This window comes from Streptomyces sp. YIM 121038 (assembly GCF_006088715.1).
GTDB lineage: Bacteria > Actinomycetota > Actinomycetes > Streptomycetales > Streptomycetaceae > Streptomyces.
In genome coordinates this window covers 179830-204574 of record NZ_CP030771.1, presented here as the reverse complement: position 1 = coordinate 204574, position 24745 = coordinate 179830, and the positions used below count along the sequence as shown (strand labels likewise).

2 protein-coding genes are annotated in these 24745 nt (G+C 74.5%); both read left to right on the top strand.

All coding sequences use genetic code 11. The annotated features are described in order from the left end of the window. Nucleotides 1-83: 83 nt before the first annotated feature. Nucleotides 84-11273, top strand: coding sequence for a non-ribosomal peptide synthetase (locus tag C9F11_RS00810; RefSeq protein WP_171075589.1), 11190 nt, complete (start codon nt 84-86; stop codon nt 11271-11273). Continuing rightward, entirely contained in the window at nt 11270-24709 is a 13440-nt protein-coding gene (locus tag C9F11_RS00805; RefSeq protein ID WP_138957398.1) for a non-ribosomal peptide synthetase, read from the top strand. Before C9F11_RS00810 ends, C9F11_RS00805 begins: the two co-directional genes overlap by 4 nt. Nucleotides 24710-24745 lie beyond the last annotated feature (36 nt).

Here is a 24745-nt window from a genome sequence, read left to right as displayed (position 1 = left end):
GGCGTACGCATAACCGCGTCTGCACAGCAATGGCGCCCGTGTCGGGACGAGCGGGCTGCAAAGGAATTACGGGGGAGCTAGTCATGCTTGGCCTGGACCGTTCGCCGCTTTCACGCGCGCAGCGCGGCGTGTGGCTCGCGCAGCAGCTGGATTCGGTGAGCAGCGCGTACAACGTCGCCCAATACACCGATATCCGCGGGCCGTTGACGCCCGAGCTGCTCCTCAGGGCCGCACGGCAGGCGATCGCGGAGACCGAGGCCCTCGGCGTGCGGTTCGAGGAGAGCGGCGCCACCGCCGTGCAGGTCCGGCGCGAGCGCCCCGGCGACTGGGAGCTGCCCTACGTCGACCTCAGCGGCGAACTGCTGCCGCGCGAGGCCGCCGAGCGGTGGATGCGGGAGTCCGTGGAGCGCCCGGTCGACCTGGTGGCGGGGCCGCTGTTCACGGTCGCCGTGCTCCGGCTCTCCCCGGAGTGGCACCTGCTCTACCTCCAGGGGAACCACCTCGTCACCGACGGCTACTCCGGCGCCCTCATCAGCGGCCGCGCGGCCGACATCTACACGGCGTACGCCCGCGCCGAGGAGCCGACGGACCGCACCTTCGGGACGCTGCCCGAGCTCCTCGCGCAGGACGCGGACTACCGCGCCTCAGCGGCGTACGACGACGACCGCGCCTACTGGGCGGAGCGGCTGCGCGACCTGCCGGCGCCCCTCGCGCTCTCGGGCCGGCCCGTCGCCCCCGCGGGCCGTGCGACGCGCCGCGTCGGACGCATCGGCACCGCGGACGCGGACACCGTGCGGCAGGCCGCGCGCACGGCCCGCAGCGCCCTGCCCGCCCTGGTCATCGCCGCCACCGCCGGATATCTGCACCGGATGACGGGGGAGCGGGACGTGGTGCTCGGCCTCCCCGTGACCGCGCGCACCAACGCGGCCCTGCGCGCCACGCCCGGCATGGTCTCCAACGTCGTACCGCTGCGCCTGGAGGTCGACCCCGGCGCCGCCTGGACCGACCTCGTGCGGCAGGCGTCCGCCGAGGCCAAGCGCGCACTGCGCCACCAGCGCTACCTGTCCGAGGAGATCCGCGCCGACCTCGGCACCACCGACGCCCTGTTCACGACGCAGGTCAACATCCTGCCGTTCGGCGGTGGACTGCGCTTCGGCGACGCCGTCGGCGCCCAGACCTACCTCGCCGGGCCCGCCGAGGACCTCTCGGTCGTCGTGCAGGACCACGGCGGCGACGGCATCATCCTCGAAGTCGAGGCCAACGCCGCCTCGTACACGCCCGACGAGGCCACCGGACACCAGCAGCGCCTGCTCTCCTTCCTGTGCGCGGCGGCCGCCGACCCCGGCGCCACGGTCGGCCGCACCGAACTGCTCACACCGGCCGAGCGCCGCCACGTCCTGACCGGCGGCATCAGCACCCCGCACCGCGAGGACCCCACGGCCACCACCCTCACCGAGCGCTTCGGCGCACAGGTCCTGCGCACCCCGGACGCGACCGCCGTGACCTCGGGCGACGAGCGCCTGACCTACCGCGAGCTCGACGAGCGCGCCAACCAGCTGGCGCACCGGCTCGGCGCACTCGGCGTACGCGCCGAGACCCCCGTCGTCGTGCTCCAGGAGCGCACCGCCGACCTCGTCGTCTCCCTGCTCGCCGTCGTCAAGGCGGGCGGCTGCTACGTGCCCGTCGACCTCCGCCACCCCGACCAGCGCCTGCGCGCCATGGCCCGGGACACCGGAGCCTCCCTGGTGCTCTGCGACCGCACGACCGCCGAGCGGGCCCGTGCGCTCGGTGTGCCCGCCCTCGCCGTCGACGACCCCGCCGTCCTGGCCGGACAGCCCGTCGACGAGCCCGACGTCGTCTGCCGCCCCGCGCAGCTGGCGTACGTGATGTACACCTCCGGCTCGACCGGCGCCGCGAAGGGCGTCGCCATCACGCACGAGGACATCCTCGGGCTCGCCCTCGACAGCGTCTGGCGCGGCGGCGCGCAGCAGCGGGTGCTCCTCCACTCGCCCGCCGCCTTCGACGCCGCCACGTACGAGGTGTGGGTGCCGCTCCTGGGCGGCGGCGAGGTCGTCGTCGCACCCCCCGGCGAACTGGACATCCCCACCCTGGGCGCCACCCTCGCCCGGCACCGCGTCACCTCGCTGTGGCTGACGGCCGGGCTGTTCCGGCTCGTCGCCGAGGAGGACCCCGGCTGCCTCAAGGGGCTCACCGAGCTGTGGGCGGGCGGCGACGTCGTGCCCGCGGCGACCGTGCGCCGGATCCGCGAGGCCTGCCCGGACCTCACCGTCGTCGACGGCTACGGCCCTGCCGAGGCCACCACCTTCATCACCCACCACCGGCTGCCCCCGCAGGCCGAGGTGCCCGACCCGCTGCCCATCGGCCGCCCCTTCCAGGGCATGCGCGCCTACGTCCTCGACGAGGGCCTCCGGCCCGTGCCGCCGGGCAGCGTCGGCGAACTGTACGCCGGTGGCATCGGCCTCGCCCGCGGCTACGTCCGGCAGGCGGGCAGGACCGCCGAACGCTTCGTCGCCGACCCCTTCGCCGCCGCGGGGTCGCGCATGTACCGCACCGGTGACCTGGTGCGCTGGAACACCGACGGGGACCTGGAGTTCGTCGGCCGCGCCGACGACCAGGTGAAGATCCGGGGCTTCCGCATCGAACCGGGCGAGATCGAGTCCGCTCTCGCCGCGCACCCGCGCGTCGCCCACGCCGCCGTGGACATCCGCACCGGCCCGCGCGGCGACAAGCGCATCGTCGCCTACGTCGTCGCCGAGGAGGCCGGGTCACGCGACGTCGCCGAGGAGGCCGCGTCGCGCGTCGTCGTTGAGGAGGCCGCGTCGCGTGGCGCGGAGGGCGCCCCGCCCGCCGGGGAAGCCGGGCCCCTCGCCGCGGAGAGGGCCGGGGCGGCCGCCGCCCTCGACCTCGACGACCTGCGCGCGTACGCCGCCCGCGACCTGCCCTCGTACATGGTGCCCGCCGCCTTCGTCGCCCTGGACACGCTGCCGCTCACCCACAACGGCAAGGTCGACCGCAGGGCGCTGCCCGAGCCCGTCTTCACCGCGGCCGAGACCGGGCGGGCCCCGGCGACCCCGGCCGAGACGGCGCTGTGTGCCCTGTACGCGCAGGTGCTAGGCGTCGAGTCCGTCGGCGTCGACGAGGGCTTCTTCGAGGCCGGCGGTGACAGCATCATGGCGATCCAGCTCGCCAGCCGGGCGCGCGCCGCGGGCCTGGTGTTCACGCCGCGCGACGTCTTCACGCACCGCACCGTCGCCGCCCTCGCCCGCGTCTGCGGCACCGAGGAGCCGGCCGCGGCCGAGCGCGACCCGGACGCGGGCACCGGCCCCGTGCCCGCCACGCCCATCGTCGAGTGGCTGCGCGAACGCGGCGGCCCCATCGACGCGTTCCACCAGTCGGCGGTCCTCAGCGTCCCGGCGGACCTCGACGAACAGGCCCTGGTCCGCGCCGTGCAGCACCTGCTCGACCGGCACGACGCGCTGCGCCTGCGGCTCACCGACGAGGACGGCGCCTGGCAGCTGGCGGTGACCCCGCGCGACACGGTGTCCGCCAAGGAGTGCGTCACGCGCGTCGACGCGGCGCACCTGGACAGCGACGCCCTGCGCGCGTTCGCCGACGACCAGCGCGAGCGGGCCGCGCGCCGCCTCGCGCCCCGGGACGGCGCACTGGTCGAAGCGGTGTGGTGCGACCGCGGCCCCGACACGCCGGGCCGCCTCGTGCTCGTCCTGCACCACCTGTGCGTCGACGGCGTCTCCTGGCGCATCCTGGTGCCCGAACTCGTCGCCGCCTACGAGGCCGAGTCGCGGGGCGCCGCCCCGGACCCGGCTCCGCCGACCACCCCGCTCAAGGAGTGGGCCGAGCAGGCCGTACGCCTCGCCCACGCACCGGAGCACACCGCCGAACTCGCCCTGTGGCAGGACGTCCTCGGCGCGGACGAGCAGCCCCTCGGCCGCCGTCCGCTGGACCGGGCCCGCGACACCGTGGCCACCGAGGCCCGGCTGACCCGCACCCTGCCCGCCGACCTGACGGTCCCGCTGCTCACCTCCGTGCCCGCCGCCTTCCACGCGGGCACCACCGACGTGCTCCTGGCGGGCCTCGCGCTCGCCGTCACCGACTGGCGGGGCGCCACCGGCCGCGCGCCGGGGCCGGTCCGCGTCGACGTCGAGGGGCACGGCCGTGAGACGGAGTCCCTGAGGTCCCTCGGGGACGCCGAAGCCCCTGGTGGCCTCGCGGCCGATCTGACCGGCACCGTCGGCTGGTTCACCTCCCTGTACCCGGTCCGCCTCGACACGCCCGGCGACCTCGCGAGCGTGTGGACCGGGGGCGCGGCCACCGGCGACCTCATCAAGTCCGTCAAGGAGCACCTGCGCGCCCTGCCCCACCACGGCCTGGGGTACGGCCTGCTGCGCTACCTCAACGCGGACACCGCCGCCGTGCTCGGCACACGACCGCACCCGCAGATCGGCTTCAACTACCTCGGCCGCACGTCCGGCCTCGTCACCGAAGGCGCGGGCGTGGCGGGCGACGTGGGTGACCTCGCCTGGGCCGTCGACGCCGACGGACTCCACGGCGGCGCCGACCCGCGGATGCCCCTCGCCCACACCCTGGAGATCGAGGTCATCGCCCGGGAGACCGGCGACGGCGGCGACGAGCTGGGCGTGGTCTGGCGCTGGCCCGGCGACCTCTTCGACGCACACGAGGTCGCCGCGCTCGCGGACACCTGGCAGCGCGCCCTGGAGACCCTCGTACGGCATGCTCAGACCCCGGGCGCGGGCGGGCACACACCGTCCGACCTGGACCTCGTCGCCCTGACACAGCCCGACATCGACGCCCTGGAGGCGGAGTTCACTCCCGCCTACGGCGGTGTCGAGGACGTCCTGCCCGTCACGCCCTTCCAGGAAGGGCTCCTGTTCCACGCGCTGTACGACACCTCTGGTGCCGACGTGTACACCGCGCAGTTCGCCTTCGAGCTCACCGGCTCCCTCGACGCGACCGCGGCCGGGGCGCTGCGCGCCGCCGCGCAGGAGCTGGTGCGCCGCCACCCGGTCCTGCGCAGCGCGTTCCGGCAGCGCGGCGACGACGGCACCTGGACGCAGGTCGTGGCCCGCGACGTGCCCCTGGACTGGCGGGAGACGGACCTCAGCGATCTGGACCCGGCGGCCCAGCGCGGCCGTCTCGACGAGATCCTCGCCGCGGACCGGGCCGAGCGCTTCGACGTCTCGACGCCCCGCCTCGTCCGCTTCGGCCTGCTGCGGCTCGCCGCCGACCGGCACGTGCTCGTCCTCATGAACCACCACGTCGTCCTCGACGGCTGGTCCACCGCGCTCCTGATGGGCGAGCTGTTCACGCTGTACACCCAGGGCGCCCGCACCCTGCCCGCGGTGCGGCCCTTCCGCGACCACCTCGGCTGGCTCGCCCGCCAGGACCACGACGAGACGCTGCGCGCCTGGACGGACGCGCTCGCCGGAGTCGACGAACCCACCCTCATCGCCGCCCCCACGGGCGCCGGCCTGCCCCAGCGGCCCGAGCGGGTGTCCTTCGACTTCACCGCCGACCTCACCCAGCGCCTCCTCGCCGCCGCGCGCGGCCGGGGCCTGACCCTGAACACGCTGGTGCAGGGCGCCTGGGGCATCCTGCTCGGCGCGCTCACCGGGCGCGACGACGTGCTCTTCGGCGCCACCGTCTCCGGCCGCCCCGCCGACCTGCCGGGCGCCGAGGACGTCGTCGGCCTGCTCATCAACACCGTGCCGGTCCGGGTGCGCCCCACGCCGGGCGCGACCCCCGCCCAGCTCCTCGGCGCGGTGCAGGCCGAGCAGTCGGCGCTCACCCCGCACCACCACGTCGCCCTCACCGACCTGCACACCGCGACCGGCCTCGGCGCCCTCTTCGACACCTGCCTGGTCTTCGAGAACTACCCGGTGGACATGGCGGCACTGCGGCTGCCAGGCGGCGGACTCGCCGTCACCGACGTCACCGTCCACGACGGCGCGCACTACCCGCTGCGCCTGGTCGTGCTGCCCGGCCACCACGACGGCGGGCACCTGCGCATCGCCCTCGACCACCGCCCCGACGTCCTAGGCCGCGAGGAGGCCGAACGCATCGGCCTGCGCCTGCACCGGCTCCTCGAAGCCCTGGCCGACGACCTGGACACCCCCCTCGCCCGCCTCGACCTGCTCGCCCCCGAGGAGCGCGACCAGGTCCTCACCCGGTGGAACGCGACCGCGCACCCGGTGCCCGACACCACCCTGCCCGCCCTCGTCGAGGAGCAGACCGCACGCACCCCCGACGCGCCCGCCCTCCACCACGGCGACACCACCTGGACGTACGCCGAACTCAACGCGCGCGCCAACCGGCTGGCCCACCACCTGCGCGAGCGCGGAGCCCGCCCGGAAACGAAGGTCGGCGTCGCCCTGGAGCGCTCGCCCGAGCTCGTCCTCGCGCTGCTCGCCGTCGTCAAGACCGGCGCGGCCTACGTGCCGCTCGACCCGGACCACCCCGCGTCGCGCACCGCGCAGATCCTCACCGACGCCGCGCCCGACCTCGTCCTGACGAGCACCGCGCTCGCCCCCGGGCTGCCCTGCCACGTCCCGGCCCTCGCCCTGGACGGCGACGACGTCATGGCGCGCGTGCGGTCCCGCCCCGCCACCGATCCGGACACGGAGCGGCCGACCGGCCGCACCCCCGCGTACGTCATCTACACCTCCGGTTCCACCGGCCGCCCCAAGGGCGTGGTCGTGGAGCACGCGGCGATCGTCAACCGCCTCCTGTGGATGCAGCACCAGTACGGCCTCGACGCCACCGACCGGGTGCTCCAGAAGACCCCGTCGGGCTTCGACGTCTCGGTGTGGGAGTTCTTCTGGCCGCTGATCAGCGGCGCCTCGATCGTCGTCGCGCCGCCCGGAGCGCACCGCGAACCCGCGCTCCTCGCCCGGCTCATCCAGGACACCGGCGTCACCACCACGCACTTCGTGCCGTCGATGCTGCGGGCCTTCACCGACGAACCCGCCGCCCGGGGCCGCACGAGTCTGCGCCGCGTCTTCAGCAGCGGCGAGGCGCTGCCCGCCGACCTCGTCGAGGACTTCCGGAAGATCTCCGACGCCCCGCTGCACAACCTGTACGGGCCGACCGAGGCCGCCGTCGACGTCACCCACTGGACCTGCCCCCAGCAGGACGTACCGCGCACCGTGCCGATCGGCCGCCCCGTCTGGAACACCCAGATCCGCATCCTGGACGCGGCCCTGCGCCCGGTGCCCCCGGGCGTCACCGGCGAGCTCTACCTCGCGGGCACCCAGCTCGCCCGCGGCTACCTGGACCGGCGCGCCCTGACCGCCGAACGCTTCGTGGCCGACCCCTACGGCCCGCCCGGCACCCGCATGTACCGCACCGGCGACCTCGGGTCGTGGGACGCCGAAGGCCGCGTGCGCTACGCCGGGCGCTCCGACCACCAGGTCAAGATCCGCGGCCAGCGCGTCGAACTCGGCGAGATCGAGGCCGCCCTGAGCGCACACCCCGCGGTCGGACAGGCGGCCGTGGCCGTCGTCGACGGCAGGCTCGTGGCGTACGTCCTGCCCGCCGAAGCGTCCCCGTCCCTGGCCCCGTCCCCGTCCGCTTCCCCGTCCCCGGACGGCGAAGCGCTGCGCGCCCACCTCACCGTCGAGCTCCCCGCCCACATGGTGCCCTCGGCGTTCCTCACCCTCGACAGCTGGCCACTGACACCCAGCGGCAAGCTCGACCGCAAGGCCCTGCCGCGCCCCGGCTTCGAGGCCGCCGCGAGCAGCCGCGCGCCCCGCACCGAGCGGGAGGCCGCGCTGTGCGCGCTCTTCGCCGACGTGCTCGGCGTGCAGCGGGTCGGCATCGACGACAGCTTCCTCGACCTCGGCGGGCACTCCCTGCTCGCCACCCGGCTCACCAGCCGCATCCGCGCCGAACTCGGCACCGAGGTGCAGATCAAGGACCTGTTCGAGCAGCCCACCGTGGCCGGGCTCGCGGCCCGCGTCGCCGCCACGGCGGGCGACGCGAGGCCGCCGCTCACCGCCACCGACCGGCCCGCCGCCGTACCCCTGTCGTACGCCCAGCGCCGCCTGTGGTTCCTCAACCGCCTCGAAGGCGGCTCCGCCGCCTACCACATGCCGCTCGCCGTGCGCGTGCGCGGCGCCCTCGACCGCGCGGCGCTCCGGGCGGCCCTCACCGACGTCGTGGCACGGCACGAGAGCCTGCGCACCGTCTTCCCGGAGACCGACGGCGAACCGCAGCAGCTCGTGCGTCCCGCCGCGCCCGTCGAGCCGGAGGTCCGCGACTGCCCGCGCGCCCGTCTGGACGACGAGCTGGCCGCCGCCATCGCCCGCGAGTTCGACCTCACGGACGAACTCCCGCTGCGCGCCCATCTGTTCGGCGTCGACGCCGACGAGCACGTCCTGCTGCTCGTCGTGCACCACATCGCCGCCGACGGCTGGTCCATGCGCCCGCTCGCCCGGGACGTCTCCCTCGCGTACGCGGCCCGCGCCGAGGGCCGGGCGCCCGGGTGGGAGCCGCTGCCGGTGCAGTACGCCGACTACGCCCTGTGGCAGCGCGAGCTGCTCGGCGACGCGGCGGACCCGCACAGCCCGGCCGCGCGGCAGACCGCGTTCTGGCGCACCGAGCTGGCCGGGGCACCCGACGAGCTCCAGCTCCCCTACGACCGGCCGCGCCCGCGCACCGCGAGCCACCGGGGCGCGACCGTGCCCGTGCGGCTCGGGCCCGACACCCACGCCGCCCTGGCACGCCTCGCCCGCGACGGCGGCGCCAGCCCCTTCATGGCCGTACAGGCCGGGCTCGCCGCGCTCCTGTCGCGGTGGGGCGCGGGCACCGACATCGTCCTCGGCACCTCCGTGGCCGGGCGCACCGACGTCGCGCTCGACGACCTCGTCGGCTTCTTCGTGAACACCCTCGTGCTGCGCACCGACGTGTCGGGCGACCCGACCTTCCGTGAGCTCCTGGCCCGGGTGAAGGAGGCGGACCTCGCGGCGTTCGCGCACCAGGACGTGCCCTTCGAACACCTCGTGGAGCAGCTCAACCCGGCCCGGTCCATGGCCCGCCACCCGCTGTTCCAGACGATGCTGACGTTCCAGAACACCACGGCGGCCGAGGTCGGCCTCGCCGGGCTCGACGCGACCGTCGAGCGGGCCGGTGGCGCCTCCGCCAAGTTCGACCTCGCCTTCAGCCTCACCGAGCGGTACGCCGACGACGGCGCCGCCCTCGGCATCGAGGGCGAGGTGGAGTACGCCACGGACCTGTTCGACGCCGCCACCGTCGAAGGCCTCGCCGCGTCGTTCGCCCGCCTCCTGGAGGCGGCCGCGGCCGCACCGGACCACCCCGTCGGCGCCGCCCCGGTGCTCGCCCCCGAGCAGTACGCCTTGATCGTCGAGGGCTGGAACGACACCGCGCGCCCCACCCCGCCCACCACCCTGCACGCCCTCGTGGAGGCGCAGGCGGCCCGCACCCCGGACGCCGCGGCGGTCCTCGCGGCGGACACCGCCCTGACCTACCGCCAGCTCGACGAGCGGGCCAACCGGCTCGCCCGCCACCTCGTCGCGCGCGGCGCGGGACCCGAGGACTTCGTCGCCCTCGCGCTGCCCCGCACCGCCGAGACCCTGGTAGCCGTCCTCGCCGTGCTCAAGGCGGGCGCCGCCTACGTCCCGGTGGACCCGGCCTACCCCGCCGACCGGATCGCCCACATCCTGGGCGACGCCCGTCCGGCGCTCCTCGTCACCACGGCGGCCACCGCGCCCGCCACGGCCGAGGTGCCGCGTCTGGTCCTCGACGATCCCGCGACGGCCGCCGCCGTGGCCGCGCACCCCGCGACCCCGCTCACCGACGCCGAACGCCGCGCCCCGCTGCTCCCCGGCCACTCCGCGTACGCCATCTACACCTCCGGCTCGACCGGCAGGCCCAAGGGCGTCGTGGTGCCGCACGCGAACGCGGTCAACCTCGCGCTGTGGGCGGTCGAGGAGTTCGGCCCCGAGCGCCTGGCGAAGACGCTCTGCGCCACGTCCCTCAACTTCGACGTCTCCGTCTTCGAGCTGTTCGGGCCGCTGGCCTGCGGCGGCCGCGTCGAGATCGTCCGGGACCTGCTGGCGCTCGGCGAACTCCCGCGCTGGGACGGCACACTGCTCAGCGGTGTGCCCTCGGCCTTCGCGGGTGTGCTGGGCGGGGCCGCGGGCAAGGTCACCGCCGACACCGTCGTCCTCGCGGGCGAGGCCCTCTCCGCGCAGGCCGTGGCCGACCTCCGCGCCGCCGTCCCCGGCGGCCGGATCGCCAACATCTACGGGCCGACCGAGGCCACCGTCTACGCCACCGCCTGGCACGCCGACACCGAGGGCGCCCGAACCCCGCTGATCGGGCGGCCGGTGCGCAACACCCAGGTGTACGTCCTCGACGCGCACCTGCGCCCGGTGCCACCGGGCGTCGCGGGCGAGCTGTACCTCGCGGGCGCCGGACTCGCCCGCGGCTATCTGCGGCGCCCCGCGCTCACCGCGGAACGCTTCGTGGCCAGCCCGTTCACGCCCGGCGCCCGCCTGTACCGCACCGGCGACCTGGTGCGCTGGACCGCCGACGGCCAGCTCGCCTACCTCGGCCGCTCCGACCAGCAGGTGAAGATCCGCGGCTTCCGCATCGAACTCGGCGAGGTCGAGTCCGTCCTGGCCGCGCACCCCGCCGTGGCCCACTGCGTCGCCACCGCCGCCGAGGGCCCCGCCGGAGACCTGCGCCTGGTCGCGTACGTCGTCCCCGAGGGCACCCCGGACGCCGGACTCCCCGGCGCGCTGCGCGAGCACGCCGCCCGCGCCCTGCCCGGCTACATGGTGCCCGCGCACCTGATCACCCTGGACGCGCTGCCGCTCACCCCGAGCGGCAAGCTCGACCGGTCCGCGCTGCCCGCGCCCGACGTCCGCGCGGACGAGCACACCGCCTACCGGGCCCCGCGCGACCACCGCGAGGAGACCCTCGCGGCCATCGTCGCCGAGGTCCTCGGCCTGGAGCGGGTCGGCGTCGACGACGACTTCTTCGTCCTCGGCGGTCACTCCCTGCTCGCCACCCGCGTGATCAGCCGCATCCGCGCCGCCCTCGGCGTGGACCTGCCGCTCGGCGCCCTGTTCGAGAACCCCACGGTGGCCCGCCTCGCGCAGGCCGCCGCCACCGCAGCAAGCACCACCACGGAGCAGGGCCGCCCGAGCCGCCCCGTCCTGCGCCGCATGCGCCGTCCCGAGGAGGACGAATGATCCCGCTGTCGTACGCCCAGCGCCGCCTGTGGTTCCTCAACCGCCTCCAGGACGGCACGGCGCTCTACAACATGCCGCTGGCGCTGCGCCTCACCGGCCGCCTCGACCGCGAGGCGCTGCGCGCCGCCCTCACCGACGTCGTCGAACGCCACGAGAGCCTGCGCACCGTCTTCCCCGAACGCGACGGCGAACCGCGCCAGCGCATCCTGCGCATGGACAAGGTGCGCCTCGACATCGTCGAACGCTCCTGCTCCGAGGACGAGCTGGGGGAAGCCCTCACCGCCGCGGCGGGCCACCGGTTCGACCTGGCCGCCGATCTGCCGCTGCGCGTGGAGCTGTTCTCGGTCGCGCCCGACAGCCACGTCCTGCTGATGGTGCTGCACCACGTCGCCGGTGACGGCTGGTCGATGGCGCCCCTGGCCCGGGACGTGTCGGTGGCGTACGCGGCCCGCGCCGGGGGCCGGGCACCCGGGTGGGAACCCCTGCCGGTGCAGTACGCCGACTACGCGCTGTGGCAGCAGGAGCTGCTCGGCGACGACAGCGACCCGGACAGCCTGATGGCCCGCCAGATCGCCTACTGGCGCGGCGCCCTCGCCGAACTGCCGGACGAGGCGGGTCTGCCGGGCGACCGGACGCGCCCCGCCGTGAGCAGCGAGCGCTCCGGCAGCGTGCCCTTCGCCGTGGACGCCGCCGTGCACGCGCGCCTCGCGGGGCTCGCCCAGGAGTGCGGGGCGAGCGTCTTCATGGTCGTGCAGGCGGCCCTGGCCGCGCTCCTCGCCCGGCTCGGCGCGGGCGAGGACGTGCCGATCGGCTCGCCCATGGCGGGCCGCACGGAGGAGGCCCTTGAGGACGCGGTCGGCTTCTTCGTGAACACTCTGGTGCTGCGCACCGACGTGTCCGGCGATCCGAGCTTCCGCGAACTCCTCGGTCGCGTCCGCGCCGCGGACCTGGCCGCCTTCGCACACCAGGACGTGCCGTTCGAGCGCCTGGTCGAGGCCCTGAACCCGGCACGGTCGCGGGGCCGCCACCCGCTCTTCCAGGTCATGCTGGCCTTCCAGAACACCACCCTGCCCGTCGTGGACCTGCCGGGCCTGCGCGTCGCCCCCGAGCAACTGCCGCGCGGCGGAGCCAAGTTCGACCTGCACGTCGAGGTGGGGGAGACCTTCACCGCGGGTGCGCCCGGCGGCATCACGGGCTGCGTCGACTACTCCGCCGACCTGTACGACCGCGAGACGGTCCAGGCGTTCGCGGACCGGCTCGCCGCCTTCCTGGCCGCGGTGTGCGCCGCGCCTGACCTGCCGCTCGCCCGGCACGACATCGCCACACCGGCGGACCACCGGGTCCTCGCCGGCGTGAACGACACCGCGCGCGAGGTCCCCGCCACCACCCTGCCGGCCGTCATCGAGGAGCAGGCCGCCCGCACCCCCGACGCCCCCGCCCTGGTCTTCGGCGACGAGACCCTCACCTACCGGGAGCTCTCCGCCCGCTCCCACCAGCTGGCCCGCCACCTCGTCGCCCTGGGCGCCGGACCCGAGACGACCGTCGCGCTCGCCGTGCCCCGCTCCGTCGAGCTGATGGTGGCCCTCCTCGCCGTCCTCAAGTCCGGCGCGGCCTACGTGCCCGTCGACCCCGACTACCCGGCCGACCGCATCGCGTACATGCTGGCCGACGCGGCCCCCGTCGCCGTCCTCACCACCGCAGGCCTGGCCGCCCAGCTCCCGCCGACGCCCGCACCCCTGGTCCTCGACGACCCCGCCCTGCGCGCCCAGCTGGAGCGGTACGCCACCCACGACCTGACCGACGCCGAGCGCACCGCCCCCCTGCGGCCCCGCAACGCCGCGTACATGATCTACACCTCGGGTTCCACGGGCCGCCCCAAGGGCGTCGCCGTCCCGCACGACGCGATCGTCAACCGGCTCCTGTGGATGCGCGCCGAGTACGACGTGAACGCCACCGACCGCGTCCTGCAGAAGACGCCGTCGAGCTTCGACGTGTCCGTGTGGGAGTTCTTCCTGCCGCTGCTCTGCGGCGCGACCCTCGTCATGGCCGAGCCCGGCGCCCACCGCGACCCCGCCCGGCTCGCCGCGACCGTCCGGCGCCACGGCGTCACCATGACCCACTTCGTGCCGTCCATGCTGCACGCCTTCGTCGACGAACCGGCCGCCGCCGACTGCGCGAGCCTGCGCCACGTGGTGTGCAGCGGCGAGGCCCTGCCCGCCGACCTCGCCGCCCGCTTCCACGCCGTCCTCGGCCCCGCCGGTACCCGCCTGCACAACCTGTACGGCCCGACCGAGGCCGCCGTCGACGTCACCTACCACCGCGCGTCCCCCGAGGAGACCGGCGGCACCGTCCCCATCGGCCGCCCCGTGTGGAACACCCAGGTGTACGTCCTCGACCGCACCCTGCGCCCCGTGCCGCCCGGCGTCACCGGAGAGCTGTACCTCGCGGGCGACCAGCTCGCCCGCGGCTACGCGGGACGCCCCGGCCTGACCGCCGAGCGGTTCGTGGCCGCCCCCTTCGCGGACGGCGCGCGCATGTACCGCACCGGCGACCTCGTCCGCTGGAACCGCCACGGCCACCTCGTCTTCGTCGGCCGCGCCGACCACCAGGTCAAACTGCGCGGCCTGCGCGTCGAACTCGACGAGACAGCGGCCGTGCTCGCCACCGCCCCCGGCGTGTCCTGGGCGACCGTCGTCGTCCACGAGCGCGCCGCGGGCGACGAGCTCCTCGTCGCGTACGTGCACGGGGAGGACCCCGGCGACGAGGCGGCGCTGCGCGCCCACGCGGCCGCCGCGCTCCCCGACTACATGGTCCCCTCGGCGGTCATCGCCGTCGACGCCGTGCCCCTGACCCCCAGCGGCAAGCTGGACCGCAAGGCCCTGCCCGCCCCCGAGTTCACCGCGGCGAGCACGGGCCGCGCCCCGGCCGACGCCACCGAGGAAGCCCTCTGCGGCATCTTCGCCGAGGTCCTCGGCCTGGAGCGGGTCGGCGCCGACGACGACTTCTTCGCGCTCGGCGGCCACTCCCTGCTCGCCACCCGCGTGATCAGCCGCGTCCGAGCCGCCCTCGACGTGGAACTGCCGCTGCGCGCCGTCTTCGACACCCCGACGGTCGCGGGCCTCGCCGCCCGCGCGCGCCAGGGCGCCACCGGCACCCGGCCCGCCGTGCGCGCCGTGACCCCGCGCCCCGAGCACCTCCCGCTCTCCGTCGGTCAGCGCCGCCTGTGGTTCCTCGACCGCCTGGAGCCCGGCGGCGACGCCTACAACATGCCCCTCGCGCTGCGCCTGACGGGCCGCCTCGACCGCGAGGCCCTGCGCGCCGCGCTCGCCGACGTCGTCGAGCGCCACGAGAGCCTGCGCACCGTCTTCGCCGAGCGCGACGGCGCACCGCACCAGGTGGTCCTGCCCCCGGGCCGCGCGACCGTGCCCTTCGACGTACGCGAGTGCGCCGAGGCCGACCTGGCGGCGGACCTCGCCGAGGCCGCCCGCCACCGCTTCGACCTCGCCACCGACCTTCCCGTGTACGCGCGCCTGTGCGCGACCGGCCCGGACAGCCACGTCCTGATCCTCGTACTGCACCACGTGGCGGGTGACGGCTGGTCGTTGGCGCCGCTGGCCCGGGACGTGTCGGTGGCGTACGCGGCCCGTGCCGAGGGGCGCGCTCCGGCGTGGCAGCCGCTGCCGGTGCAGTACGCCGACTACGCCCTGTGGCAGCGCGAGCTGCTCGGCGACGAGAGCGACCCCGACAGCCTCCTCGCCCGCCAAGTCGCCTACTGGCGCGACGCGTTGGCGGGCCTCCCGGAGGAGCTCCCGCTTCCCGTCGACCGCCCCCGCCCCGCCCGTCCCAGCCACCGCGCCGACACCGTGCCCTTCACGGTGGACGCCGAGGCCCACGCCCGGCTCGTGGACCTCGCCCGCGTGAGCGGGGCGAGCGTCTTCATGGTGGTGCGGGCGGCCCTCGCGGGGTTGCTCTCGCGCCTGGGCGCGGGGGACGACGTGCCGATCGGTTCGCCGGTGGCGGGCCGTACGGACGAAGCTCTTGAGGACGCGGTCGGCTTCTTCGTGAACACGCTCGTGCTGCGCACCGACGTGTCCGGTGACCCGACCTTCCGTGAACTCCTCGGTCGGGTGCGGGAAGTGGACCTGGCGGCGTTCGCGCAGCAGGACGTCCCGTTCGAGCGTCTGGTGGAGGTCCTGAACCCGGTGCGTTCGCTGGGCCGTCATCCGCTGTTCCAGGTCATGCTGGCCTTCCAGAACACCGAGCTGCCCGTCGTGGACCTCCCCGGCCTCCGAGTCGAGGAAGGGCCGGGCGCACCGGTCGCCGCGAAGTTCGACCTCATGGTCAACCTGCGGGAACGGCACGACGAGGACGGTGTCGCCGCGGGCCTCGAAGGCACGCTCGACTTCGCCACCGACCTCTTCGACCGGGCGACGGCCCAGGGCATCGCCGACCGGCTCACCACGTTCCTGACGGCCACGGTGAAGGACGCGGACCGCCGTCTCGGCACCTTCGAACTCCTCACGGACAGCGAGCACGAGGCCGCGCTCGCAGCCGGACAGGGCAACGAGGTGGCGGTCCCCGAGGGGGCGACGCTGCTGTCGCTGCTGCGGGAGCAGACCGCCGCGCATCCTGATGCGGTGGCCGTTACGGATGGTGAAACGGCGCTGTCGTACGGGGAGTTGTGGGCTCGGGCTGGTGCCTTGGCCGCGCGGCTGGTGGCGAGTGGTGCCGGTGCCGGGTCCGTGGTGGGTGTGGTGGTGTCGCGCTCGGTGGGCTGGGTGGTGGCGCAGGTGGGTGTGGCGTTGTCGGGTGCGGCGTGGTTGCCGCTGGACGCGGGTCTGCCGCCGGAGCGCATCGCCGGGGTTCTGGAGGAGGCCTGCCCGGTCGCGGTCGTCGTGGTCGAGGAGACGGCAGGCCTCGTGCCGCTTGAGCTCACCCACGTCGTCCTGGACCACGAGCAGGCAGCGAATGCCGAGGCCCCCACGGTGTCGGGTGGGGATGGCGCGTATGTGATTTATACGTCGGGTTCGACGGGTCGTCCGAAGGGTGTGGTGGTGTCGCAGGGTGCTGCGGTGAATCACATGTTGTGGATGCGAGCGGAGTTCGGTGTCGGGTCCGGGGATCGTGTGCTGGCGCGGACGTCTCCGGGGTTTGACGCGGCGGTGTGGGAGTCGTGGTTGCCGTTGGTGTCGGGGGCTGCGGTGTTGGTGGCTTCTGATGAGGTGGCCAAGGAGCCGGAGCGGCTCCTTGGGTTCATGCGGGAGCATGAGGTGACGGTCGCGCAGTTCGTGCCCACCTTGCTCGCGGCGGTGCTTGAGGTGCCGCAGGCGAGTGAAGTCGCTTCATTGCGTTGGGTGTTTGCTGGTGGTGAGCCGCTGCGTGCCTCCCTTGCCGCTTCCGCGGTGGATGTGTGGGGTGTGGGGCCGGTCAATCTGTACGGTCCGACGGAGACGACGATCCAGGTCGCCTTCGGCACGGGTGCGGGTGCAGTGGGTGGCTCGGTCCCGATCGGCCGTGCGGTGTGGAACACGCGCCTGTACGTCCTGGATGGCCGTCTGCGTGTGGTTCCCCAGGGTGTCGTGGGTGAGCTCTACGTCTCTGGTGAGGCGTTGGCGCGCGGCTATCTGAAGCGTCCGGGCTTGACTTCCGAGCGTTTCGTGGCCGACCCGTTCGCCACGGGCGAGCGTATGTATCGCACCGGCGACTTGGTGCGCTGGGACGCGGACGGTCAGCTGGTCTTCGTCGGCCGGGCCGACGACCAGGTCAAGCTGCGTGGCTTCCGCATCGAACCCGGCGAGATCGAAGCCGCCATCGAGGCCCTGGACGGGGTGTCCCGCGCCGTCGTGGCGCCGCACTCGACGCCCGCGGGGGAGCGGCACCTCGTCGCCTACGTCGTCGGCGAGGCGGACGCCGCAGCCGGGCTGCGCACGGCCCTGGCCCGGACGCTGCCGGAGTACATGCTGCCGTCGCTCGTCGTGGCCCTCGACGCCTTCCCCCTGCTGCCCAACGGCAAGGTGAACCGCAAGGCCCTGCCCGCGCCCGAGTTCGCCCCGGCCCAGGCGGGCCGCGCGCCCGCGACACCGCGTGAGGAACTGCTGCGCGCCCTGTTCGCGGACGTGCTCGCCCTGGACGAGCAGCGTGTCGGCGTGGACGACAACTTCTTCGCCCTGGGCGGGCACTCGCTGCTCGCGACCCGGCTCGCCAGCCGTGTCCGTACCGCCGTCGGCGTCCAGATGCCGCTGCGGACGCTCTTCGAGGCGCCGACCGTGGCCACCCTCGCCGCGGCCCTGGAGCAGGCCGCCCTGGACCAGGCCGCCTCGGAGGACCGTCCCGCCCTGCTCCCGGCCACCCGGCCCGAGCGCCTCCCGCTCTCGTACGCCCAGCGCCGCCTGTGGTTCCTGAACCGCCTGGAGCCGGACAGCGGCGCGTACAACATGCCGCTGGCGCTGCGGCTGACAGGCCGTCTCGACCCCGCAGCCCTGCGTGCCGCGCTCGCCGACGTCATGGAGCGGCACGAGAGCCTGCGCACCGTCTTCCCCGAGCGGGACGGCGAACCGGAGCAGGTGGTGCGCGTCACCACGGCCGCGACGGTGCCGCTCACCCTCACGGACATCGCCGAGGACGCACTTGCGGGCGCGCTGAGCGCCGCCGTCCAGGAAGGCTTCGACCTCGCTGCGGAGCTGCCGCTGCGGGCCGTGCTGTTCTCGGTCGCGGCGGACAGCCACGTCCTGCTCCTGGTGCTGCACCATGTGGCGGGTGACGGCTGGTCGTTGGCGCCGCTGGCCCGGGACGTGTCACTGGCGTACGCGGCCCGTGCCGAGGGCCGCGCTCCGGCGTGGCAGCCGCTGCCGGTGCAGTACGCCGACTACGCCCTGTGGCAGCGCGAGCTGCTCGGCGACGAGAGCGACCCCGACAGCGTCCTCGCGCGCCAGATCGCGTACTGGGAGACCGCGCTGGCGGGACTCCCGGAGGAAGTGACCCTGCCCGGCGACCGCGTACGCCCGAACGCGGGGAGCGACCGGGGCGGCAGCGTGCCCTTCGCCGTCGACGCCGACGTGCACGCACGCCTCGCACGGCTCGCCCAGGACAGCGGTACCAGCGTCTTCATGGTCCTCCAGGCGGCACTCGCCGCCCTCCTCGCCCGTCTGGGCGCGGGGGACGACGTGCCGATCGGTTCACCGGTGGCGGGCCGCACGGACGAAGCTCTGGAGGACGCGGTCGGCTTCTTCGTGAACACGCTCGTGCTGCGCACCGACGTCTCCGGTGACCCGACCTTCCGTGAACTCCTCGGCCGGGTGCGGGAAGTGGACCTGGCGGCGTTCGCACAGCAGGACGTCCCGTTCGAGCGCCTGGTGGAGGTCCTGAACCCGGTCCGTTCGCTGGGCCGCCATCCGCTGTTCCAGGTCATGCTGGCCTTCCAGAACACCGACCTGCCCGCGATGGACCTCCCCGGCCTGCGCGTCACCGCCGAGCAACTGCCGCGCGGAGGAGCCAAGTTCGACCTGTCCGTGGACGTGGGGGAGACCTTCACCGACGGCGCGCCCGGCGGCATCACGGGCTCGGTCGACTACTCCGCCGACCTGTACGACCACGGCACGGCCCAGGCGTTCGCGGACCGCCTCGCCGCCTTCCTCGCAGCGGTGTGCGCCGCACCCGACCGGCGCGTCACCCACCACGACCTCGCCACCCCCGCGGAACGCGACCTGCTCCTGAACCAGTGGAACGACACCCGCCAGGACATCCCGGACGGGCTCATCCACGAACTCCTCCAGGACCAGGTGCGCCGCTCCCCGGACTCCGTGGCCGTGGCCTACGAAGGCACGGAGCTGTCGTACGCGGCGCTGAACGCCGAAGTGAACCGCCTCGCCCGGCTCCTCGTGGCGCGCGGCGCGGGCCCGGAGCGGTTCGTCGCCCTGGCGATGCCGCGCAGCGAGCGGATGCTCGTGACGCTGCTCGCCGTCCTGAAGTCCGGCGCCGCCTATCTGCCGGTCGACCCCGAGTACCCGGCCGACCGCATCGCGTACATGCTCGACGACGCCGACCCGGCGCTCGTCGTCACCGTGTCCGAGGTGGCCGGGCGACTGCCGCTCGACGGGCGCACCGCGGTCGTCCTCGACGCGCCCGCCCTGCGCACGGAGCTCGCCGGGTACGCCACCACCGACCTGGACGACGCCGACCGGGCCGCGCCGCTGCGCGCGCACCACCCCGCGTACCTGATCTACACCTCGGGCTCCACGGGACGGCCCAAGGGCGTCGTCGTACCCCACGCGGGCCTGCCCAGCCTCGGCCGGTCCAAGGTCGAGTGGTACGCGACCAAGCCGGAGAGCCGCGTCCTGCAGTTCTCCTCGCTCAGCTTCGACAGCCACGTCTCCGAGGTGTGGTCCGCGCTGCTCAGCGGCGCCCGCGTGGTCATCGCCCCGCTGGAGCGCATGATGCCGGGCGACCCGCTCGTCGCCCTCGTCGCCGAGCAGGGCATCACCCACATCGACCTGCCGCCCGCCGGGCTCGCCGTCATGCCCGAAGGGTCGCTGCCCAAGGGCGGCACCCTGATCGTCGGCGGCGAGGCCAGCTCGCCCGCCCTGGTCCGGCGCTGGTACCGCGACCGCCGCATGATCAACTCGTACGGCCCGACCGAGGCGACGGTCTGCGCCTCGATGAGCGACCCGATCGCCGACCCCACCATCCCGCCCATCGGCCGCCCCATCTGGAACAAGCGCGTCTACGTCCTCGACCAGGGCCTGCGCCTGGTCCCGCCGGGCGTCGTCGGCGAACTGTACGTCTCCGGCACCGGCCTGGCGCGCGGCTATCTGAAGCGCCCGGGCCTGACGGCGGAGCGCTTCGTGGCAGACCCGTTCGCCACGGGCGAGCGCATGTACCGCACCGGCGACCTGGTGCGCTGGGGCGCCGACGGCCAGCTCGTCTTCCTCGGCCGCGCCGACGACCAGGTCAAGCTGCGCGGCTTCCGCATCGAACTCGGCGAGATCGAGGCCGCGATCGAGGCGGAGCCCGGCATCGGCAAGGCCGTCGTACGCCTGCACCAGGACGAGGCGGGGGACAAGCGCCTCGTGGCCTACGCCGTCGGCGCCCCCGACCGCGTCGCCGCCCTGCGCGAGCGCCTCGCCGCGAGCCTGCCCGACTACATGGTGCCGTCGGCGTTCATGGCCCTCGACGCGCTGCCCCTGATGCCCAACGGCAAGGTCAACCGCAAGGCCCTGCCCGAGCCGGAGTTCGCGGCCGCCGAGGCCGGGCGCGCCCCGCGCTCGCCCCGCGAGGAGATCCTGTGCGGCCTGTTCGCCGAGGTCCTCGGCGTGCCGGGGGTCGGCATCGACGACAGCTTCTTCGCGCTCGGCGGCCACTCGCTGCTCGCCACTCGCCTCGCGAGCCGGATCCGCACCGTCCTCGGTACGGAGATGCCGCTGCGGACGCTCTTCGAGGCGCCCACCGTCGCCGCGCTCGCCACGGCCCTGGACGAGCGGCACGAGTCCGGGCGCCCCGCCCTGCTCCCCGCCGCCCGCCCCGAACGCCTCCCGCTCTCCTTCGCCCAGCAGCGCCTGTGGTTCCTGGAGGCGTTCACCGGTCCCACACCCACCTACAACGTGCCGATGGCGCTGCGTCTGACCGGCACCCTCGACCTCGACGCGCTCCGCGGGGCGCTCGCCGACGTCGTGGCCCGGCACGAGAGCCTGCGGACCGTCTTCCCCGAGTCCGGGGGCGAGCCGCACCAGGTCGTCCGGGCGGTGGACGCGGCGACGCCCGACGTGCGCCTCACGGACGTGCGCGACGACGAGGAGGCCCTGTACGCCGCCCTGGCGCGGGAGGCCGCGGCCACCTTCGACATCACCGAGCGGCCGCCGCTGCGCGCCACCGTCTTCCGGCTCGAGGCCGACGAGCACGTCCTGCTGCTCGTCCTGCACCACATCGTCACCGACGGCTGGTCCACGGCCCCCCTCGTCCGCGACCTCACCACCGCCTACGCGGCCCGCCGTGCGGGCCTGGCCCCCGCGTGGCCCGAACTGCCCGTGCAGTACGCCGACTACACCCTGTGGCAGCGCGAACTGCTCGGCGACGAAGGCGATGCCGACAGCCTGGCCGCACGTCAACTCACCTACTGGAAGGCGGCGTTGGACGGACTCCCGGAGGAGCTCGCCCTGCCCGCCGACCGGCCGCGGCCCGCGCGGCCCACGGGCCGCGGCGGCAGCGTGCCGCTGCGCATCGAGGCCGAGGTGCGCGAGCGCGTGACCGACCTGGCCCGGCAGACGCACACCAGCGTCTTCATGGTGCTCCAGGCCGCACTGGCCGGATGGCTGACCGCCCTCGGCTGCGGCGATGACATCCCGGTCGGCACGCCCGTCGCGGGGCGCACCGACGAAGCCACCCACGACCTGGTGGGCTTCTTCGTGAACACCCTGGTCCTGCGCACCGACGTATCGGGCGACCCCACGTTCCACACCTTGCTGGAGCGCGTCCGTGACCGCGACCTGAGCGCGTACGCCCACCAGGACCTGCCCTTCGAGCGCCTCGTGGAGGCCCTCAACCCGGCCCGGTCCATGGCCCGTCACCCGCTCTTCCAGGTCATGCTCACCCTCCAGAACACGGAGCTGCCGCACACCGAACTCGACGGCCTCACCGCCCGCCCCGAACCCGTCGCCGCCACGGCCGCCAAGTTCGACCTCTCCCTCACCCTGGGGCAGGACCTGGACGGCGAGCTGGAGTACTCCGCCGACCTGTTCGACGCCGCCACGGCGCGCTTCCTCGCCGACTCCTTCGGGCGCTTCCTGGCCGGTGCGGTGACGGAGCCCGAGGCCCGCGTCAGTGACGTGGAACTGCTCGCGGACGACGAACGCGACCGGCTGGCCGCGTGGGGCACGGGGAACACGACCGAGACCCCTGAGGGGGCGACGCTGCTGTCGCTGCTGCGGGAGCAGACCGCTGCGCATCCTGATGTGGTGGCCGTTGCGGATGGTGAAACGGCGCTGTCGTACGGGGAGTTGTGGGCTCGGGCTGGTGCCTTGGCCGCGCGGCTGGTGGCGAGTGGTGCCGGTGCCGGGTCCGTGGTGGGTGTGGTGGTGCCGCGCTCGGTGGGCTGGGTGGTGGCGCAGGTGGGTGTGGCGTTGTCGGGTGCGGCGTGGTTGCCGCTGGACGCGGGCCTGCCCCTGGAACGTATCGCCGGAGTCCTCGACGAGGCGCGGCCGGTCGCGGTCGTCGTGGCGGAGGACACGGCGAGCCTCGTGCCCGCCGACCTCCCGCGAGTCGCCGTCGGCGAGGATCGCACGGCGCCCGCCGAACTGCCTGCGGTGTCGGGTGGGGATGGCGCGTATGTGATTTATACGTCGGGTTCGACGGGTCGTCCGAAGGGTGTGGTGGTGTCGCAGGGTGCTGCGGTGAATCACATGTTGTGGATGCGAGCGGAGTTCGGTGTCGGGTCCGGGGATCGTGTGCTGGCGCGGACGTCTCCGGGGTTTGACGCGGCGGTGTGGGAGTCGTGGTTGCCGTTGGTGTCGGGGGCTGCGGTGTTGGTGGCTTCTGATGAGGTGGCCAAGGAGCCGGAGCGGCTCGTCGGGTTCATGCGGGAGCATGAGGTGACGGTCGCGCAGTTCGTGCCCACCTTGCTCGCGGCGGTGCTTGAGGTGCCGGGGGCGGGTGAAGTGGCGTCTCTGCGGCGGGTGTTCGCTGGTGGTGAGCCGCTGCGTGCCTCCCTTGCCGCCTCGGCGGTGGATGTGTGGGGTGTGGGGCCGGTCAATCTGTACGGTCCGACGGAGACGACGATCCAGGTCGCCTTCGGCACGGGTGCGGGTGCAGTGGGTGGCTCGGTCCCGATCGGCCGTGCGGTGTGGAACACGCGCCTGTACGTCCTGGATGGCCGTCTGCGTGTGGTTCCCCAGGGTGTCGTGGGTGAGCTCTACGTCTCTGGTGAGGCGTTGGCGCGCGGCTATCTGAAGCGTCCGGGCTTGACTTCCGAGCGTTTCGTGGCCGACCCGTTCGCCACGGGCGAGCGTATGTATCGCACCGGCGACTTGGTGCGCTGGGACGCGGACGGTCAGCTGGTCTTCGTCGGCCGGGCCGATGACCAGGTCAAGTTGCGTGGCTTCCGCATCGAACCCGGCGAGATCGAAGCCGTACTCCTGCGCCACGAGCACGTGCGGCAAGCGGCCGTCGTCGTCCGTGAGGACCGGCCGGGGGACAGGCGCCTGGTGGCGTACGTCGTACCGGAGACGGGGGAGACGGGGGAGGCGACGGACCCGGCCCGGTTGCGCGCGTACGCCATGGGCCTGCTGCCCGACTACATGGTGCCCTCGGCCTTCGTGCACCTCGACGCGCTGCCGACGACACCCAACGGGAAGCTGGACAAGCGGGCCCTGCCCGCCCCGGCACTGCCCGTCGGGGGCGCGGGGCGTGCCCCGGGCAGCCCGCAGGAACTGGTGCTGTGCTCACTGTTCGCCGACGCCCTCGGCGTGCCGGAAGTCGGTCCCGACGACGACTTCTTCGCGCTCGGCGGGCACTCGCTGCTCGCCGTACGCCTGATGGGCGCGGTGCGCAGGACGTTCGGCGTCGAGATCGGACTGCGGGCGCTGTTCGAGACCCCGACCGCCGCCGGGATCGGCGCGCGGCTCGGCGAAGGAACCGCCGACAACGGCCTCGACGTGCTCCTGCCCCTGCGCACCACCGGCAGCGCGGCACCCCTCTTCTGCGTGCACCCCGTCCTCGGGCTGAGCTGGAACTACGCGGCTCTGCTCGGGCACGTGGACGCGGAGCGCCCGGTGTACGGCCTCCAGGCGCGCGGCATCACGGAGCCGGGCGCCAGGCCCGCCTCCATCGAGGAGATGGCCGAGGACTACGTTGCCCGCGTGCGGGCCGTGCAGCCCACGGGCCCGTACCACCTGCTCGGCTGGTCGCTCGGCGGGACCGTCGCGCACGCCATGGCCCGGCTCCTGGAGAAGGACGGCGAGCAGGTCGCGTTCCTCGCGCTGCTCGACTCCTATCCGGCCGACGACGCGGTCAAGGACCCGGCCGTCCTCGACGCGGAAGCCGAGGAGGAAGTGCTCGCCGCGCTCCTGCCGGGAGCGGGGAGCGCGGTGCGCGACCTGGCCGAGCGCGGCGCGGACCGCCGTGACGTGCTCGCGCTCCTGCGCGCGGAGCAGGCCCGGCGCCTCCAGCTGGACGAGGCCACCGTGGCGGCCGTGCTCGACACGGCCGTGCACAGCAGCCGCCTGATCCGCGACCACACGCCCGGCAGCGTCGACTGCGACGTCCTGTTCGTGACCGCGACGCGCGGCCGCCCGGCCGATGCGGTCACCGCGCGGGAGGCCTGGCAGCCGCATGTGGCGGGCGCGATCACCGACCACCCCGTCGACTGCCGCCACGCCGACCTGTTCGGAGCCGAGGGAGCCGCCGCGATCGGAGCGGTCCTGGCCGAGGCCCTCGACGGCGACGCGTGAGCACGACCTGCCACCACCACGAAGGGAAGCACAACG

What these genes read in the sequence shown, in the direction of transcription:
- C9F11_RS00805 (WP_138957398.1), top strand. Translation starts at nt 11,270, where the DNA reads ATGATCCCGCTGTCGTACGCCCAGCGCCGCCTGTGGTTCCTCAACCGC.
- C9F11_RS00810 (WP_171075589.1), top strand. Translation starts at nt 84, where the DNA reads ATGCTTGGCCTGGACCGTTCGCCGCTTTCACGCGCGCAGCGCGGCGTG.